This window comes from Parapontixanthobacter aurantiacus, assembly GCF_009827635.1.
Lineage (GTDB): Bacteria > Pseudomonadota > Alphaproteobacteria > Sphingomonadales > Sphingomonadaceae > Parapontixanthobacter > Parapontixanthobacter aurantiacus.
This window is the reverse complement of record NZ_WTYW01000001.1, coordinates 839,608-857,173: the sequence shown is the minus strand read 5'-3', so window position 1 is coordinate 857,173 and position 17,566 is coordinate 839,608. Positions and strand designations below refer to the sequence as shown.

The window sequence follows — 17,566 nt, the reverse complement described above, 5'->3', positions numbered from 1 at the left end:
GGCTCGTACGCGATCAGGCGCCAAGGGTTCCCGTTCAAGTTGTCGTGGAGGGCGTAAATTCGTTCAGCTATAATAGTCTTGCAGCGAGCGGACTTCAAGTTCGTCGGGCGAAACGTCCCTGATCGCCTGCGCCGCAGCCAGCGAAGCCGCCGCCGTGGTGTAATAGGGAACCTTCCGGTCGAGCGCCGAGGCTCTGATTGATGCGGAATCGAGTAGCGATTGCCAGCCCTCGGTCGTGTTGAAGATGAGATCGACATCGCCGTCCACGATCCGGTCGACGATATGGGGACGCCCTTCGGCGACCTTGTTGACCCGCTCGACGGCGAGACCGTGCTCGCTCAGATAGGCTTCGGTGCCGCCCGTCGCGACGATCGTAAAGCCTGCCTCGAGCAGCGTCTTCACGGCGGGCAGGATGATCGCCTTGTCGCTGTCCTTGACAGAAACGAAGAGCGTGCCCGAGCGCGGCAGCTTCTGCCCCGCCCCGATCTGCGATTTCAGGAATGCGCGAGGAAAATCGCGATCGATACCCATGACTTCGCCGGTCGACTTCATCTCCGGTGTCAGCACCGGATCGCTTCCGGGGAAGCGGGCGAAGGGGAACACGGCTTCCTTCACCGCCATGTGCGAAGGACGAAGATCGAAGGGCGCGAATTCCGTCAGCCTCGCTCCTGCCATGATGCGTGCCGCGATGCCGGCGACCGGCACGCCGGTGGCCTTGGCGACGAACGGCACGGTGCGGCTAGCCCTGGGGTTGACCTCAATGAGGTACACCTCGCCATCCTTGACCGCGAATTGCACGTTCATCAAACCATTGACTTTCAACGCCCTTGCCAAGGCCTCGGCCTGGCGCTCGAGTTCAGCGACGATGTCGTCCGACAGGCTGTAGGGCGGCAGCGTGCACGCACTGTCGCCCGAATGGACACCGGCTTCCTCGATATGCTGCATGACACCAGCAACGCGGACGTCCGTGCCGTCGGCCAGCACGTCGACGTCGCATTCGATCGCATCGCGCAGGAACTGGTCGATCAGCACCGGGCTGTCGCCCGACACGTTGACGGCGGTCGCGATGTAATTGTCGAGCTGCGCTTCGCTGTCGACGATCTCCATCGCCCGGCCACCCAGGACGTAGGATGGGCGCAGCAGCACCGGATAGCCGATCTGGCGCGCGACCGCAGCCGCCTCGTCCCGGCTGCGGGCAATACCGTTGGCGGGCTGCTTCAGCTTCAGACTGTTGACCAGCGCGGCGAAGCGTTCGCGGTCCTCGGCAAGGTCGATCGCATTGGGCGAGGTTCCGAGGATTGGGATACCCTCGTTCTCCAGAGCCTGCGCCAGCTTGAGCGGGGTCTGTCCGCCGAACTGGACGATCACGCCGACCAACGTTCCCGCCTGCTGTTCGACGCGCAGGATTTCCAACACGTCCTCGGCGGTCAGTGGTTCGAAATAGAGGCGGTCGGACGTGTCGTAATCCGTTGAGACCGTCTCCGGGTTGCAGTTGATCATGATCGTCTCGAAGCCCGCGCCCGGTTGCCCGTCGCTTTCGCGGGCCGGATCGCCAAGTGCGAAACAGGCGTGCACGCAGCAATAGTCGAACTCGATCCCCTGCCCGATCCGGTTAGGCCCGCCGCCGAGGATCACGATTTTCCTGGCGTCGGTCGGCCTGGCCTCGTCCTCCGGTTCTCCGAAGGTCGGCGCTTCGTATGTCGAATACATGTACGGGGTGATGGCCTCGAATTCCGCGGCGCAGCTATCGATGCGCTTGAAGACGGGCAGCACGCCGAGCTTGTGCCGCAGGCGGCGGACCTCGTCTTCCGAGGTCGCCCCTGCCATCGCCCGGAGGGTATCGTGAAGGAGGCCCGACCGCTTCGCCTGCGTTTCGGCCAGCCCTCCGGCGACCCCGACAGAACGGACCGCGAGCGTCGCCAGGCGCTTGTCGGAAAAGCCCATCGCCTTCAGCCGCCGCAACTCCTCTGCGGTATTGGGCAGTCCCTGATGGGACAGCATGCTTTCCTCGTAGATGATCGCCTCGATCTGCCGGAGGAACCACGGGTCGTAGGACGTCACCGTGTGGATGTCCTCGACGGACAGGCCTTCGCGGAACGCCTGCGCCACCTGCAGGATGCGATCGGGCGTGCGCTGGGCGAGTGCAGCGGTCAGGACGTCGCGACTGACCCCTTCGAGTTCCACGACGCGATTGAACCCGTCTAGTCCGGTTTCGAGACCGCGAAGGGCCTTCTGCATGGATTCCTGGAAGTTGCGTCCGATCGCCATGACTTCGCCGACCGACTTCATGGCGGTCGAAAGATCGTTCTTCGCGCCTTTGAACTTCTCGAAGGCGAAGCGCGGGATCTTCGTCACGACATAGTCGATGGTAGGTTCGAAACTGGCAGGCGTCGCCCCGGTGATCTCGTTACGCAATTCGTCGAGCGTGTAGCCGACCGCCAGCTTCGCGGCGATCCGCGCGATGGGAAAGCCGGTCGCCTTGGAAGCGAGCGCGCTGGAGCGAGAGACGCGCGGGTTCATCTCGATGACGATGAGCCGCCCGTCCTTCGGATTGACCGCGAACTGCACGTTCGAGCCGCCGGTTTCCACGCCGATCTCGCGCAACACGGCGATGCTCGCCGAGCGCATGATCTGGTATTCCTTGTCTGTCAAAGTCAGCGCCGGAGCGACGGTTATCGAGTCGCCCGTATGAACGCCCATCGGATCGACATTCTCGATCGAGCAGACGATGATGCAATTGTCGGCGCGGTCGCGCACAACTTCCATCTCGAACTCTTTCCAGCCGAGCAGCGATTCCTCGATCAGCACTTCGGTCGTGGGCGAGGCTTCGAGACCCGCGCGCACGATGCTTTCGAACTCGCTCCGGTTGTAGGCGATGCCGCCGCCCGTCCCGCCGAGCGTGAAGCTAGGCCGGATGATCGCCGGTAGGCCCGTGCGTTCGAGCACCGCGAAAGCCTCGTCCACGGTATGCGCCGTGCCGCTGCGAGCGCTTTCGAGGCCGATCGCGTCCATCGCCTCGCGGAACCGCATCCGGTTCTCCGCCTTGTCGATGGCGTCAGCCTTTGCGCCGATCATTTCGACGCCGTATTTTTCGAGCGTTCCGTTATTGGCGAGGTCGAGCGCGCAATTGAGCGCGGTCTGACCGCCCATTGTGGGCAGCACCGCGTCGGGGCGTTCCTTCGCGATAATTTTCGCCACGATGTCCGGCGTGATCGGCTCGACATAGGTGGCATCAGCCATGTCCGGATCGGTCATGATCGTTGCCGGGTTCGAGTTCACGAGGATGACGCGGTAACCCTCTTCGCGCAGCGCCTTGATCGCCTGCGTGCCGGAATAGTCGAACTCGCAGGCCTGTCCGATGATGATCGGGCCAGCGCCGATGACGAGGATCGAGGAGATGTCGTTACGTTTGGGCATTATGCTCTCAATGCTGCTGTTATGGCCGCTAAGAAGGTTCCAATCTGAACGATGTTAGCGAATGCAGGGTCGCGAATAAGCTCTACGAGTCCCTGTCGAGGTGGCTGCGGCAGGTCCAGTAGGGTCTTAATGGCCAATGCTAAGCCTAAAATTTGTGACCTAACTTCGTTTTCTCTTATTGCTTCAGCACAGTCTTCGATCTGACTCACTATACTAAGCACCTGCTTAATCTGGATAGGGGAGACTAATCCCGTCCAGTCACTGCTTGAAACACGAATGGCTTCTCCCAAGCGCTGGTGTTCATCCTCCCAAACTTCCAGCGCACGAGCTCCAAGCCCCGATAACCGAAAGACTTCTACGCCGCCCAAACGTGATGACTGTAGCATCTTTTCGACCACCAAATGTTGAAGACCCTTTCTGGTTTCGAGGCTCTTAGCGCCAATTTGCTCGCGCACTCGAGAACTAGTTACCCATCCCTCTTGTTGCGGTAACAGCGGTCCGTCATCCAATGCAGGATATTGCGTCCCAACGTCTCGAACCGCAGACAAGATTTCGTAGTCAAGGTCTGAGGTGTTTGATGACACCTCGGAACTCAACCCAACATCCCCACGAATTTCTCGAACAAATAGAAACTGTCCTGCGGACCCGGCGAGGCTTCCGGATGGTACTGCACTCCGAACGCCTTCTTGCCCGTGATGCTGATCCCGCAATTCGTGCCGTCAAACAGCGAGCGGTGCGTCTCCACCACACCTTCCGGCAGAGTTTCGCCATCGACCGCAAAGCCATGGTTCATGCTGGTGATCTCGACGAGGTTCTCGTTTTCGGCCCAGGTTCCGCCCACGCGCTGAACGGGATGGTTCGCCCCGCGATGCCCCTGGAACATCTTCATCGTCTTCGCCCCTGCGGCCAGTGCCAGTATCTGGTGGCCCAGGCAGATGCCGAAGATCGGAATGTCGCGCTCCAGCAGTCCCCTTACGACCGGCACGGCGTATTCGCCGGTCGCCGCGGGGTCTCCCGGACCGTTCGAAAGGAACACGCCGTCGGGCTGCAATTCGAGGACATCCTCGAGCGACGTCTTGGCGGGCACGACGGTCACCCGCGCACCGGCTTCCGCCAGCTTGCGGAAGATGTTGTTTTTCGCGCCGTAATCGAAGGCGACGACATGCGGCAGCCCTTCGCCGCCGACGGTCCGGTAGCCCTTGCCGAGCGCCCAGGCTCCGCCGTTCCACGTCGCGCGACCGTCGCGCGTCACGAGACCGGCAAGGTCCATCCCCTCAAGCCCGCTCCACTGCGCCGCCCTCGCCTTCAAGGCATCGAGATCGAAATTCCCGCCGGGATCATGCGCAATGACCGCGTTGGGCGCACCCTGTAGCCGGATGAGGCGCGTCATCGCCCGCGTGTCGATCCCCGACAAACCGATCTTTCCATGCGCGGCCATCCATTCGGCGAAGTGTTGTTCGCTGCGAAAGTTGCTTTCGGGCGTGACCTCCTCGCGCACGATGCAGCCGACCGCACTCTCGACCTGGCTCTCGAGATCTTCCTCGTTTGTCCCGACATTGCCGATATGGGGAAAGGTGAAGGTCACGATCTGCGCTGCATAGGACGGGTCGGTCAGGACCTCCTGATAGCCGGTGATCGAGGTGTTGAAGCAGACTTCGCCCACCGCGCTGCCGATGGCGCCGAAGCCCTTGCCCCAGACGACCGTTCCGTCCGCCATGACAAGGCATCCGGTCGCCTCTTTCGGCCGTGCAGGATGAGAGGCGGACAGGGCCATGATCGGGCGCTCCGTTGAAATTGTTTCCGGCGATGGTTGCTAAGTCGCCACCGCTAGTCCCGGACCTGGCGAGCGTCAACCTATCGCCATCGGCCTTGATGCGCTAATTCCCGCCACAGACCGAAATCATCCACAGGTAAAGCCATGATCCGCGAGAACATACAGAAGGAAACGATTGCCGCCATGAAGGCGGGCGACAAGCAACGCACAGCCGCGCTACGTCTCATTGGCGCGAAAGTGAAGGATCGCGACATCGAGATGCGGACCGCGACGTCGGTCCCGGACGACGACGATCTGCTGACCGACGTGCTCCTCAAGATGGCGAAGCAGCGCCGCGAATCGATTACGATGTACGAGGATGGCGGGCGCGAAGAACTTGCCGCGAAGGAACGCGCCGAACTCGCCGTGATCGAAGAATTTCTTCCGCAGATGCTCGACGAGGGGCAGATGCGCGTCGCAGTCGAGGAAGCGAAGAACACCGTTGGCGCGCAGTCGATGAAGGACATGGGTAAGGTCATGGCCGAACTGAAGGCTCGGCACGGCGTCCTGCTCGACATGAGCAAGGCTGGACCGATGGTGAAGGAAAGCCTGTCCTGACACCGCCCGTCGCTCGACTCGCGTGCATCTGTCGGGCAGTAGGAACGCATGGCCCTATCCCCGCAATGGCTGGACGAATTGCGCGCGCGCGTGACGCTGTCGAGCATCGTCATGCGCACGACAAAGTTGCAGCGCGTAGGCCGCGAATGGAAAGCCTGTTGCCCGTTTCATAACGAAAACACGCCCAGCTTTTACGTCAATGACGAGAAGGGTTTCTACCACTGTTTCGGCTGCGAGGCGCATGGCGATGCCATCCGCTGGATGACCGACCAGCAGGGTTTGCCCTTCATGGATGCGGTGAAGGAACTCGCTGCCGAAGCGGGCATGGAGGTCCCCGCCCCCGATCCGCAGGCCGCGCGCCGGGCGGAGGAACGGGCCAGTCTGCACGACGTATGCGCCGCCGCCCAGGACTGGTTTCGCGACAATCTTGCATCTGCGCAGGGCGCGGAAGCCAGAGCCTATTTGCAAAGGCGCGGCATTTCACACGAAGTCGCACGGCAATTCGGCTTCGGCTTTGCACCGACAGACCGGCAGGCGTTGAAGCGTGCGCTCTCCCGCTTTCCGGAAGCTATGCTGATCGAGGCAGGCCTGCGCATCGCGGTAGACGACAAGGCACCCTATGACAGGTTCCGCGGACGGCTGATGCTGCCGATCGAGGATGCCCGTGGTCGACCAATCGGCTTCGGCGGACGCATTCTCGACGAGAATACCAAGGCGCCGAAATACCTCAATTCTCCCGACACGCCGCTCTTCGACAAGGGACGCACGCTCTATAATCTGCATCGCGCCGCCCCTGCCGCCCGCCAATCGAGCCGCATGATCGTCGTAGAGGGCTATATGGACGCCATCGCCCTCGCGCAGCACGGCTTCGGCGAGGCAGTCGCCCCTTTGGGCACGGCGCTGACCGAGACGCAACTGGAATTGCTCTGGCGTCAGGTCGAACGTCCCATCCTGTGCTTCGACGGAGACAATGCAGGACAGCGCGCAGCCATGCGAGCGATTGCCCGGGCGCTTCCGCTTTTGAGGCCTGCCCATTCGCTTTGCATAGTCCGCCTCCCCGCCGGACAGGACCCGGACGACCTCCTGCAAGCCAGCGGAGCGGCTGCGATGGAGAAGCTGCTCGGCGAGGCGACCGGTCTCCTCGATGCCCTCTGGCAATTCGAACGCGATGCACGGCCGCTGAACTCGCCCGAGGACAAGGCGGGCTTGAAGGCTCGGCTTCTCGATCATGTCGAGACGATTAAGCATCCCGACATCCAATCCCTCTATCGCCGCGAACTCCTGGATCGCTATTCCGCCTTCGCCTATCCGCCACGGCAGCAACGCGAGTGGAAGGCCGGGGGCTTTAATCGTCGCGGAGCGATCCGGCAGAGCATACCGCAACTCTCGGCGACTGCGCGGACCGCGCTCGTGCGGGCGAGTAGCGGCGGCACGCGGGGCGAACTTTCGCTTGCGGTCATTCACGGACTGGCGCGCTATCCCCGCGAGATATTTCGTCACGAGGAAGCCCTCGCCCGACTTGCCGATCGCTCCGCCGAATATGCCGAAGCGATCGATCTGTTGATCGAATCGGCGGAAACGCTTGAAGAGAACGATCAACCGACCATATTGGACACAAGCGGCCTTCCTGCTCCGCCGGACAAAACCCGTTTCTCCTTCCTTTGCGAAGGCATCGATCCGGTCAGTGCAGTTGAGGATTTGGCCGAAGCCGTGTCGTTGCTCGTCGAACGACCCGCCATCGAGGCAGCACTCGCTGCGGCGACGGCGCGTTTTGCGAGCGACCCCGAAGGAGCTTTCGCGGAGCAGCAGCAATTGCTCAAACGAAAGCTGGAATTCGAGGCGCGACTCGGGCAGATAGCTTCGCACAAGGCCGGCAAGGCCGATCGTAATTCTGACTCCTCGCCCATGGCGGATGACCCCGGCGAGCACGAAACGGACCAGACCTGATTTATGGCTTCCAAGGTTAAAGCTGACAAGGACGACGCACCCCTCATCGATCTGAAGGGGGCCGACATCAAGAAACTGATCACCAAGGCGAAACGGCGCGGCTATCTGACGATAGACGAGCTGAACGAAGCCCTGCCTCAGGATCAGATGTCATCGGAGCAGATCGAAGACGTGATGTCGTCGATCTCGGAGATGGGCGTCAACATCATCGACAGCGAGGATGAAGCCGATTCCGACAACGAGACCGAAGTCGAGGAAATCGGCAAGGACGGCGGCGACGAAAAGGCAACGAAGAAGCCTGCGGAGAAGACCAAGAAACTCGCTGCCGGCGAACGCACCGACGATCCGGTTCGGATGTACCTGCGCGAAATGGGCGCGGTCGAATTGCTCTCGCGCGAAGGCGAGATTGCCATTGCCAAGCGCATCGAGGCAGGCCGCGACATGATGATCATGGGCCTGTGCGAATCGCCCATTACCTTCCACGCGATCATCGACTGGTCGAACGCCCTCAACAACGAAGAGATGCAACTTCGCGAGATCCTCGATCTCGATGCGATGCTCTCAAAGGAGCCGCCGGCGGACAAGTTGTCGGACGACGCCGAGGACGATGATGACGGCGAAATTTCGGAAGAGACCGCCGGCCCGACCATTCGCGACGACGACGATGATGACTCGGATAGCGATTCCGATGATTCCGAGGATGACGAGGACGGCGAAGAAGGCAGCTCCTCGAAGCGGGATGACGAGGAAGAGGAAGACAACACGCTGTCGCTGGCGCAGATGGAAGCGGCATTGAAACCCGAAGCGATCGAGCGGTTCGCGCGGATAACCGACCTCTTCAAGAAATTCGAGAAGCTGCAGGCCGAGCGCGTCGACGTCCTCGGTCGGGGCGATGAATTCCCTGCCGCCAAGGAACGCAAATACGAAGGTCTGCGCGAAGAACTGACGGCGGAGGTCGAATCGGTCCAGTTTCACGCTGCCAAGATCGAATTCCTCGTCGACAACCTGTACGCCTTTAACCGGCGCCTCACCGCGCTGGGCGGACAGATGTTGCGGCTTGCCGAGCGGCACAAGGTGAAGCGGCGCGACTTCCTCGACGCTTATATCGGCAACGAGCTCGACGACACCTGGCTCAGCGACCGGGCGAAGAAGGACAAGAAGTGGGCGGCCTTCGCGGAGAAGGAAGAAGAAGCGATCGAGCGCATTCGTGTCGAAATCTCGGACATCGCTGCCAATACCGGCATGAGCTTGTACGAATTCCGCCGGATCGTGAACATGGTTCAGAAGGGCGAGCGCGAAGCGCGTATCGCCAAGAAGGAAATGGTCGAGGCCAACCTGCGTCTCGTGATTTCCATCGCCAAGAAATACACCAATCGCGGCCTGCAATTCCTGGACCTTATTCAGGAAGGAAATATCGGCCTGATGAAGGCGGTCGACAAGTTCGAATACCGCCGGGGCTACAAGTTCTCGACCTATGCGACTTGGTGGATTAGGCAGGCGATCACCCGTTCGATCGCCGATCAGGCGCGAACGATCCGTATTCCGGTTCATATGATCGAGACGATCAACAAGCTCGTCCGCACGTCGCGTCAGTTCCTCCACGAGGAGGGTCGCGAACCGACCCCGGAAGAGATGGCTGCACGGCTCTCCATGCCGCTCGAAAAGGTTCGCAAGGTGATGAAGATCGCCAAGGAGCCGATCAGTCTTGAAACGCCGATCGGCGACGAGGAAGATTCGCATCTCGGCGATTTCATCGAGGACAAGAATGCGATCATTCCGGTCGACGCCGCGATCCAGGCGAACCTCAAGGAAACCGTGACGCGCGTTTTGGCCTCGCTCACGCCGCGTGAGGAGCGCGTCCTGCGGATGCGGTTCGGCATCGGCATGAACACCGACCACACGCTCGAAGAAGTCGGCCAGCAGTTCAGTGTGACGCGCGAGCGTATCCGGCAGATCGAGGCCAAGGCTCTGCGCAAGCTCAAGCATCCGAGCCGCAGCCGGAAGATGCGCTCTTTCCTCGACCAGTAGGTAGCACGCTCCAAGTTTACACTAGCGATAAGGGACGTTTGGGCGCCTTCGAAAATGGCGCCCGACGTCCGCGATAGGGCAAGCTGGTTAATCCATTCAGACGCACAGATTGGGCGCCCCGAACCTTGCTTATCGTCCCGATCCTGCACAGTGAATTTCGAATGAACTGGTCGTTTAAGATGCTATAACTCTTTCACAATAAACGGGCCTCGAAGCTCGAAATTTGGGGGAGAGAATATGGCATCGCGCAGGTTGTCGTTCGACGACATCGCCAGCCTTTTGAAAGGGTTGGGCGGGAAAATTCATTACGTGCCGAATACCGGCAATGCGGGCGACAGCCTGATAGCAGAAGCAACCTATCAGTTCCTCGAAGAGCATGGCATCGACTATTCGGTCGGTCGTCTCGATGAGCGTCTGTCCGAAAAGCGTATTGTCGTCGTCGGCGGGGGCGGGAACTTCAACGGCCAATACGGCAACGTGCGCAATTTCCTGAATGCGAATTTCGATCGCTTCGAGCGACTTGTCATCCTGCCCCATACCATTCGGGGCGAACCGGAATTGCTCGGCCGGATGGACGACCGTTTCACTCTTATTTGCCGCGAATTTCCGTCCTACGAACACTGCGCTGCCGTGGCTTCGAAGGCGAACGTCTACCTTTCGGATGACATGGCACTCGCCTGGAACGTCGATAAGACGCTCGCCTATGTCCGTTCGCTGAAGGCGCATGATCGGGTCGACCGGGCGTTTCTCTACCGGCAGGCGAAGCACGAGTTCAGATTGCTGCAGTATCGCGCCTGCAAGAAGACAGGATCGCTCAACGCCTTTCGCAAGGACATCGAAAGCTCGGGCAACGCCTTGCCGCCGAACAATGCCGACCTGTCCGATATTTTCGCGACCGACAACATGACGCGGCGCTTCGCCGCCAGTGCGGTAAGTTTCCTCGTCCGCTATCTCGCGAGCGTGAAGGAAGTGCACAGCGACAGGCTTCACGTTTCGATCATTGCGGCCATGCTCGGAAAGACGGTGTTCATGCACGACAACAATTACGGCAAGAATAGCAGCGTCTACGAAAATTCGCTGGAGCATCGCTTCGCCAATATCGCCTTCGTCGGACGTCCGGAGCGGCAGGTCGCTGCCTGACCCGATGGGGATTTTTCCCCGAAAGGCGACTGGAATATTCCCTGTGATTCTCCTATGGGCGCGGCATGCGAATTGCGATTGCCTCGGACCATGCAGCGGTCGGCCTGAAGGCCGAACTGCGCGAATGGCTGATCGATGCCGGGCACGAGGTCGCCGATCTCGGCCCTGATGCCGGCGAGAGCGTCGATTACCCGGACTATGGTTACAAGTTGGCCGATGTCGTCGCCGACGGCACGGTCGAGCGTGGCATAGCCCTGTGCGGCTCCGGCATCGGCATCTCGATGTCTATGAACCGCCATCCTGCCATTCGCTGCGCACTCGTATCCGAGCCGCTGTCGGCGAAGCTCGCCCGCGAACACAATGACGCAAACTGTTTGGCGCTGGGCGCGCGCCTGACCGGGATCGACATGGCCAAGGCTTGCGTCAGTGCCTTTCTCGAAGAGGAGTTTGCAGGCGGCCGTCATCAGCGCCGCGTCGACAAGCTCTCGCAACCCCCTGTCACGTCTGACTGAAAGAAACCCCATGAGCACCGCCTTCGCCGACACCCCTCTCGTCAACGGCCGTTTCTGGCATGACAATCTAGCCGAAGCCGATCCCGAAATCGCCGCCGCGATCGACAGCGAACTGGGTCGCCAGCGCGACAAGATCGAACTTATCGCGAGCGAAAACATCGCGAGCCGCGCGGTACTCGAAGCTGCCGGCAGCGTATTTACGAACAAATATGCGGAAGGCTATCCCGGCAAGCGCTACTATGGCGGCTGCGAATATGCCGACATCGTCGAGCAACTAGCGATCGAGCGCGCCAAGAGCCTGTTCGGTTGCAAGTTCGCCAATGTGCAGCCCAATTCCGGCAGCCAGATGAATCAGGCGGTCTTTCTGGCGCTACTCGAACCCGGCGATACCTTCATGGGGCTGGACCTCAATTCAGGTGGCCATCTGACGCATGGCTCGCCGGTCAATATGAGCGGCAAATGGTTCAATCCGGTCGCCTATGGCGTGCGCGAAAGCGACGAACTGATCGACATGGATGACGTCGCGAAGCTGGCTGCAGAGCACAAGCCCAAGCTCATCATCTGTGGCGGGACGGCCTATTCGCGCGAATGGGATTTTGCGCGTTTTCGCGAGATCGCAGACGATATAGGCGCCAATCTGCTTTGCGACATGAGCCATATATCGGGGCTCGTTGCCGGCGGCGCGCATGCCTCTCCCTTCCCTCATGCCCATATCGTGACTTCGACCACGCACAAATCGTTGCGCGGACCGCGCTCGGGCATCATCCTGTGGAACGACGAGAAGCTGACGAAGCCCTTGAATATGGCAGTCTTCCCCGGAATGCAGGGCGGTCCGCTGATGCACATCGTTGCGGCCAAGGCGGTCGCTTTCAAGGAAGCATCTCGTCCCGAATTCAAAGTTTATGCCCACAAGGTCGTCGAGAACGCGCGGGCGCTTGCAAGCGCACTCGAAGAACAGGGCCTAAGGATCGTGTCCGGCGGCACTGACAATCATTCCATGCTGGTCGATCTCACGGCGAAGGATGTGACGGGGAAAGCCGCCGAAAAGGGCCTGGATCGGGCTTGGCTCACCTGCAACAAGAATGGCATTCCCTTCGACAAGCGCAGCCCGTTCGTGACCAGCGGGATAAGGCTCGGAACACCGGCCGGCACCACGCGCGGCTTCGGACCGGCGGAGTTTCGTACCATCGGAAAGTTGATCGCGGAGGTTGTCGACGGCCTCGCAAAGCATGGCGAGGAAGGGGACGAAGCTGTGGAACAATCGGTTCGCGAGCGCGTCGCAGAACTGTGTTCCCGCTTTCCGGTTTACCCGGAACGCTAAGATTTGCGAAAGGTAAGAAGATGTCTGATTTCGATCGCGAAACCCCTCCGATGACCGCAACCGAAGACGAAGTGAAACCGACCCGCCAGGCTTATGGCGATCGCAGCACCCTCGCTAGCGATGCGCGTCGGGAAGCGTCCGCAATGGCGAAGGAGGGTCTTTCTCATCCCTCGACGAAGCCTGTTCTGACCGGGGCGGCGATCGGCGCCGTAGCCGGGGCTCTCCTGCCCTTCGTCACTTTGCCGCTCGGCCTTGCTGCGGGGGCCGGTTACGCGTTCTACAAGCGCGTACGACCCGACTGATTTATGCGATGTCCTTTCTGCGCCCATGACGATAGCCAGGTAAAGGACTCGCGCCCGACCGAGGACAGCACCGCAATCCGGCGGCGTCGCCAGTGCACGCATTGCGGCGCTCGCTTCACCACGTTCGAGCGCGTCCAACTGCGCGAAGTCATGGTCGTGAAGAGCGGCGCTCTTGGCTCAGGCAACGCACAGGAATTGCGACGAGAACCCTTCGATCGTGAGAAACTTGCGCGCTCGGTCGCACTCGCCTGCCGTAAGCGCGACGTTAGCGCCGAACGGATCGACCAGCTCGTGTCCGGCATCCAGCGGCAGGTCGAAACGGCAGGCGACAGCGACGTCGCCTCTTCCCGCATTGGCGAACTCGTAATGGATGGGCTGCGACAGATCGATAGCGTCGCCTATATCCGCTTCGCCTCCGTCTATCGCGACTTTGACGAGGCGCGGGATTTCGAAGAATTCGCGAGCACGGTGCAGGAAGCCGCTCCGGACGAAGCAAGGCATGGCTGAACAGCCAGCAATCGTACTCGTTCGCCCGCAACTCGGTGAAAACATCGGCAAGGCGGCGCGGGCGATGTTGAATTTCGGCCTTACCGACCTGCGCCTCGTTGCGCCTCGTGATGGCTGGCCCAATCCCGCCGCCGGACCGGCAGCCGCGGGGGCAGACGTGGTGCTGGAACGGGCGCGGGTTTACGAAACTACCGCCGACGCCGTGGCCGAATGCGCGCTCGTATTCGCTACGACCGTACGCAAGCGGGGTGATACCAAACCTGTCGTGGGTCCGGACGAAGCCGCAGAACAGATACACGGACTGGCGGGCAAGAGCGCGATCCTCTTCGGCCCCGAGCGCTCCGGGCTCGATGCTGCGGATGTCAGCCTGGCTCGAACGATCTTGACAGTACCGATAAATCCGGAGTTCGGTTCACTGAACCTGGCGCAAGCTGTCATCCTGTGCGCTTATGAATGGTCGAGAGCGAAGGATCTCGTCCAACCGCCCAAGACGGATGCCCTGCCCCCTGCCCCTCAGGAGGAGCTTGACGGCCTGATCGCGCATTTGGACCGTCTTCTCTCGCAAAAGAACTACTTCTTGCCGGAAGAACGTGCGGAGGCATCGCGGCGGACGCTTCGCAACGTATTGACGAGCGCGAACTGGAACCACCTCGAAGTGCGCACCATGCGCGGTATCTTCTCTACCCTCGAAAACCCCCCGCGGGGAGAGCGGCGTCGCTAGCTCAGCTGCGAAGTTCATCCCAATGCTCGAACTCATAGGCGATCGAGGCTTCGACCAAGCCGTCCCATAATTCGGCAATGGCAGCTTTCGGCAAGCCGTCCTGTTCCGCCCGGCGCGAAACGGCTTCGATGACAGCGCGCTTCCTCGCCTCGTCGCGAACATGACCGCGATCGGGCTTGATCCTCGCCGCGGCACGCATGTAACCGAAGCGCGTAGCCAGAAGGTCCATCAGCGCCTGATCCGTCGCATCGACGCCGCGACGCACCTCTTCCATCGTGGTGCACTCTTCTGGTCGCTCGGCAGATGTCTTCATGCGCGCTCCTCTGGCCGCTCGAGCGTGCTTTGTCGAGAGTGCAGCAGGCACTTGACCTTGCTTGTGATCCTGCTATCCGCGCGGCTTCGCAATTGGTTCCGCATCCCGGTGAAGCGGCAACCGCGTCAGGCAGAACGGCCTTTCGGGCGATACCGGGTTGAATGGCGGGGACAGGCCCCGTCTTGGCATATTGGAGAACAGACATGTCGAAGCGCACGCGCGCCAAGCATAAACTCGACCGCCGGATGGGCGAAAACATCTGGGGTCGTCCGAATTCCCCCGTGAACAAGCGCTCCTACGGACCTGGTCAGCACGGCCAGCGTCGCAAGAGCAAGATGAGCGACTTCGGCCTGCAGCTGCGCGCCAAGCAGAAGCTCAAGGGCTATTATGGCGACGTGACGGAGAAGCAATTCCACCGTACGTACCAGGAAGCTGCCCGGATGAAGGGCGATACGGGTCAGAACCTCATCGGACTGCTCGAACAGCGGCTCGACATGATCGTCTATCGCGCGAAATTCGCACCGACCGTTTTCGCCGCTCGGCAGATCGTCAATCACGGACACATTTACGTCAATGGCGTGAAGTGCAACATTCCGAGCCGCCGGTGTCACGTGGGCGACGTCATCAGCCTCGGCAACAAGGCGAAGGACATGGCCCTCGTCATCGAGGCGCAGAGCCTGCCCGAACGCGAGATACCCGATTATGTCGCACCCGACGGCACAGACAAGGTGACTTTCAATCGGGTTCCGACGCTCGACGAAGTGCCTTACCCGGTTACGATGGAACCGAACCTCGTCGTCGAGTTCTACTCGCGCTGATCCAGCGGCTGAAAATTCGTTCTAAAGAAGGGGCGGTTCCTAGCGGAGCCGCCCTTTTTCTTTCAGTTTCCGAGCGCGCTTGCGAGAAACTTGTCGATCGCGATCAGCATGTTCATGCGAACCTTGCTGTCGCCGAGATTGTGCTGGAGACCGTCGAACTCGGTATAAGTGACGTTCTTTCCGGCACTCTCCAGCCGCTTCGCCATCATTTGCGAGTGGCGCACATCGACATTCAGATCGAGGTCCCCATGGAATAGTTGCACGGGCGCCTTGAAGCGGTCCGCATGGCGCAACGGGCTGCCGGCGGCAATGTGCGGACCCTGCCCGAGCTGTTCGTCACGTAATGAGTAGTTGGTGTATCGGCGGGCATCTTCGCGCAGATATTCGAGATCGGTGACCGGGGCGATTGCGACCACTGCCTTGTACAGATCGGGTTCGATGACCTGCGACTGCAGCGCCGCGTAACCGCCATAAGACCAACCGGCGATGGCAAGTTTTTCGCCATCGGCCATGCCCGATGAGACGAGCCAGCGGCCAGCATCGTTGATATCGCTGATGGCGGTTTCCCAAGCCTGATAGCCATTCTTGCCGTACCAGTCTTCGCCATAGCCGGCAGAGCCGCGGTAATTGGGCTGCAGCACGAGATAACCACGCGAGGCGAAGAACTGAGGCAGCCAATCGAACCCCCATTCGTCGCGAGCCGCGGGTCCACCATGAGGCAGGACGATCGCGGGAAGGTTCTTCGCTTCGGCGCCGATCGGTAAGGTCAGATAAGCCGGGATCTCGGTTCCGTCGGCCGACTTGTAGGAAACCGGCGTCATCCGGCTCATCGCCTGTTCGCTCAACAATTCGCGTACCGCCAGAAGCGGTTCCAGCTGATTGCTCGTCTTGTCGTAGAGATAGACCATGCCCGGATCGGTATCGCTCGACGCGACGATCAACAGCTTGTTCTCATCCGCAGACGAGCCGATAATATTCACGAGCGGATGCTCGGGCAGCGCGTTGCCCAGGGCGGTGGCGAGCTCGTCGAGCTTCGGATCGAAATAGTCGATTGCCCGCTTTTCGGTAGCGTAGGTTGCACCGACGACCCGTCGCTGTCGCCCGATGCGAATGAGCGAATCGACATCGACGTCGTCGCGGCTCATCACGATGCGACCATTGGCAAGATTGTCGAGAGGCGCTTCGATGATGACATCGAAACCGTTTTCCTTGGCGTAGCCATAAACGACATTGCGACCGGCATCGACCGCTACGGGTGCGAAATCATCCCTGACCTTGCCGTTGACGGAAACAGGTTCCATTCTGTTCCACGAACTTTTTCCGGCATCGCGGTACATGAATACGCGCTCTCCACTGAGATAGCCCGAACCATCGACCAGATCGCGATATTTAAGCCGAATGTCGCCATTCTCGTCCGCTATGTATCGCGAAGCCTGGGCATCGGGCCGTTCGACGGACCTGGAACTCCCCTTGAATACATCGATCGAATCAACACCCAGTCCCTCCTGATCGTTGGCCAGTCGGGTACCGATCGTTGTTTCCTTCACATACTCTTTCGTGAACAAGATGCGGCCTTCGTCGCCCTCTACGTCGAGCGCAACGATGTCGCCGCCATTCTGGCGAAAGCCGAGCGCGCGGAAACTGTCGCGCTCGCTGATCATCTTCATGTCGCTACCGTCGTCGTCGATGGCGATCGTTCGCGTGAAGGGCAACAACAGACCCGACGCATTGCCTACCCCGTAGAGTTCGCACACCAGTCGGGAGTTGGTGACCCATTCGCATCCGGTAATATCGGCAATTTGCTCCGTATTGCCGGTAATGGACACGATATCTGCGCCGCCGTTCAGATCGACTATATTGACGACCTCGGTATGTCCCGGACCGGCCGAAACGTAAGCAATCTTGTCGCCCGATGGCGAAAGACTGATTTGCAGAATAGTCTCCCGCATGCCGAAGCGAGCGGCAGTATTTTCCAGATCCTCGGCAGCTGCGGAAACCGATGCCGTTGCCAGCGCGGCAAAACTTGCGACCCACTTATTCATAACGCCCCCTCGCGTATACAATCCCACACGATGATTATGGCTTCTGCCGATTTTTACAAAGCTAAATTTGATGGAGAACGATGGGTAAATTTTGGGGATTGAACAATTTTCCGAGATTGGCGAGCCG

15 protein-coding genes are annotated in these 17,566 nt (G+C 60.4%); 10 read left to right on the top strand and 5 right to left on the bottom strand.

Going from position 1 to position 17,566, the window contains the following annotated elements; translation table 11 throughout:
- Nucleotides 1–63: 63 nt before the first annotated feature.
- Genes carB through carA form a run of 3 tightly spaced genes read right to left on the bottom strand, consistent with a single transcriptional unit; the run spans nt 64 to nt 5,191 of the window.
- Nucleotides 64–3,417 (bottom strand): carbamoyl-phosphate synthase large subunit, encoded by a 3,354-nt coding sequence (gene carB, locus GRI38_RS04140; protein ID WP_160681634.1) that lies wholly within the window; start codon nt 3,415–3,417, stop codon nt 64–66.
- Nucleotides 3,417–4,013 carry a hypothetical protein gene (locus GRI38_RS04135; protein ID WP_237487340.1) on the bottom strand — a complete coding sequence of 199 codons (597 nt, stop codon included), beginning with the start codon at nt 4,011–4,013 and terminating at the stop codon, nt 3,417–3,419. The genes carB and GRI38_RS04135 overlap by 1 nt, the downstream gene beginning before the upstream one ends.
- Nucleotides 4,010–5,191, bottom strand: a complete 1,182-nt coding sequence (gene carA / locus GRI38_RS04130; protein WP_160681632.1) for a glutamine-hydrolyzing carbamoyl-phosphate synthase small subunit — start codon at nt 5,189–5,191, stop codon at nt 4,010–4,012. The genes GRI38_RS04135 and carA overlap by 4 nt, the downstream gene beginning before the upstream one ends.
- A gap of 144 nt (nt 5,192–5,335) precedes the next feature.
- Between carA and GRI38_RS04125 the strand changes: the two genes are divergently transcribed.
- The 9 genes from GRI38_RS04125 to GRI38_RS04085 all read left to right on the top strand — a co-directional run bounded on the left by GRI38_RS04125 (nt 5,336) and on the right by GRI38_RS04085 (nt 14,266).
- Nucleotides 5,336–5,788: a GatB/YqeY domain-containing protein gene (locus GRI38_RS04125; protein ID WP_160681631.1), complete on the top strand. Its 453-nt coding sequence runs from the start codon at nt 5,336–5,338 to the stop codon at nt 5,786–5,788.
- A 48-nt stretch (nt 5,789–5,836) separates the two neighbouring features.
- Nucleotides 5,837–7,735, top strand: a complete 1,899-nt coding sequence (dnaG, locus tag GRI38_RS04120; protein WP_160681630.1) for a DNA primase — start codon at nt 5,837–5,839, stop codon at nt 7,733–7,735.
- A gap of 3 nt (nt 7,736–7,738) precedes the next feature.
- A complete protein-coding gene (gene rpoD / locus GRI38_RS04115) occupies nt 7,739–9,763 on the top strand; it encodes an RNA polymerase sigma factor RpoD (protein ID WP_160681629.1) in 2,025 nt (674 codons plus the stop codon).
- A gap of 237 nt (nt 9,764–10,000) precedes the next feature.
- Nucleotides 10,001–10,903 (top strand): polysaccharide pyruvyl transferase family protein, encoded by a 903-nt coding sequence (locus tag GRI38_RS04110; protein WP_160681628.1) that lies wholly within the window; start codon nt 10,001–10,003, stop codon nt 10,901–10,903.
- A gap of 65 nt (nt 10,904–10,968) precedes the next feature.
- The gene (gene rpiB, locus GRI38_RS04105; protein ID WP_160681627.1) at nt 10,969–11,415 is read left to right on the top strand and encodes a ribose 5-phosphate isomerase B; all 447 of its coding nucleotides are present in this window, start codon (nt 10,969–10,971) and stop codon (nt 11,413–11,415) included.
- A 10-nt stretch (nt 11,416–11,425) separates the two neighbouring features.
- The gene (gene glyA / locus GRI38_RS04100) at nt 11,426–12,736 is read left to right on the top strand and encodes a serine hydroxymethyltransferase (protein ID WP_160681626.1); all 1,311 of its coding nucleotides are present in this window, start codon (nt 11,426–11,428) and stop codon (nt 12,734–12,736) included.
- 20 nt (nt 12,737–12,756) lie between these two features.
- On the top strand, nt 12,757–13,038 hold the full coding sequence (locus tag GRI38_RS04095; protein WP_202389925.1) for a hypothetical protein: 282 nt from the start codon (nt 12,757–12,759) through the stop codon (nt 13,036–13,038).
- 3 nt (nt 13,039–13,041) lie between these two features.
- Nucleotides 13,042–13,545 carry a transcriptional regulator NrdR gene (nrdR, locus tag GRI38_RS04090; protein WP_160681625.1) on the top strand — a complete coding sequence of 168 codons (504 nt, stop codon included), beginning with the start codon at nt 13,042–13,044 and terminating at the stop codon, nt 13,543–13,545.
- A complete protein-coding gene (locus GRI38_RS04085; protein WP_160681624.1) occupies nt 13,538–14,266 on the top strand; it encodes an RNA methyltransferase in 729 nt (242 codons plus the stop codon). Before nrdR ends, GRI38_RS04085 begins: the two co-directional genes overlap by 8 nt.
- A gap of 1 nt (nt 14,267) precedes the next feature.
- Here GRI38_RS04085 and GRI38_RS04080 read toward each other — a convergent pair whose 3' ends face one another.
- Nucleotides 14,268–14,579 (bottom strand): chorismate mutase, encoded by a 312-nt coding sequence (locus GRI38_RS04080; RefSeq protein ID WP_160681623.1) that lies wholly within the window; start codon nt 14,577–14,579, stop codon nt 14,268–14,270.
- 203 nt (nt 14,580–14,782) lie between these two features.
- Here GRI38_RS04080 and rpsD point away from each other — a divergent pair, with 203 nt between their 5' ends.
- A complete protein-coding gene (gene rpsD, locus GRI38_RS04075; RefSeq protein WP_160681622.1) occupies nt 14,783–15,397 on the top strand; it encodes a 30S ribosomal protein S4 in 615 nt (204 codons plus the stop codon).
- Nucleotides 15,398–15,459: 62 nt separating this feature from the next.
- On the opposite strand, the gene GRI38_RS04070 is transcribed toward rpsD, so the two are convergent.
- A complete protein-coding gene (locus GRI38_RS04070; RefSeq protein ID WP_160681621.1) occupies nt 15,460–17,439 on the bottom strand; it encodes an alpha/beta hydrolase family protein in 1,980 nt (659 codons plus the stop codon).
- Nucleotides 17,440–17,566 lie beyond the last annotated feature (127 nt).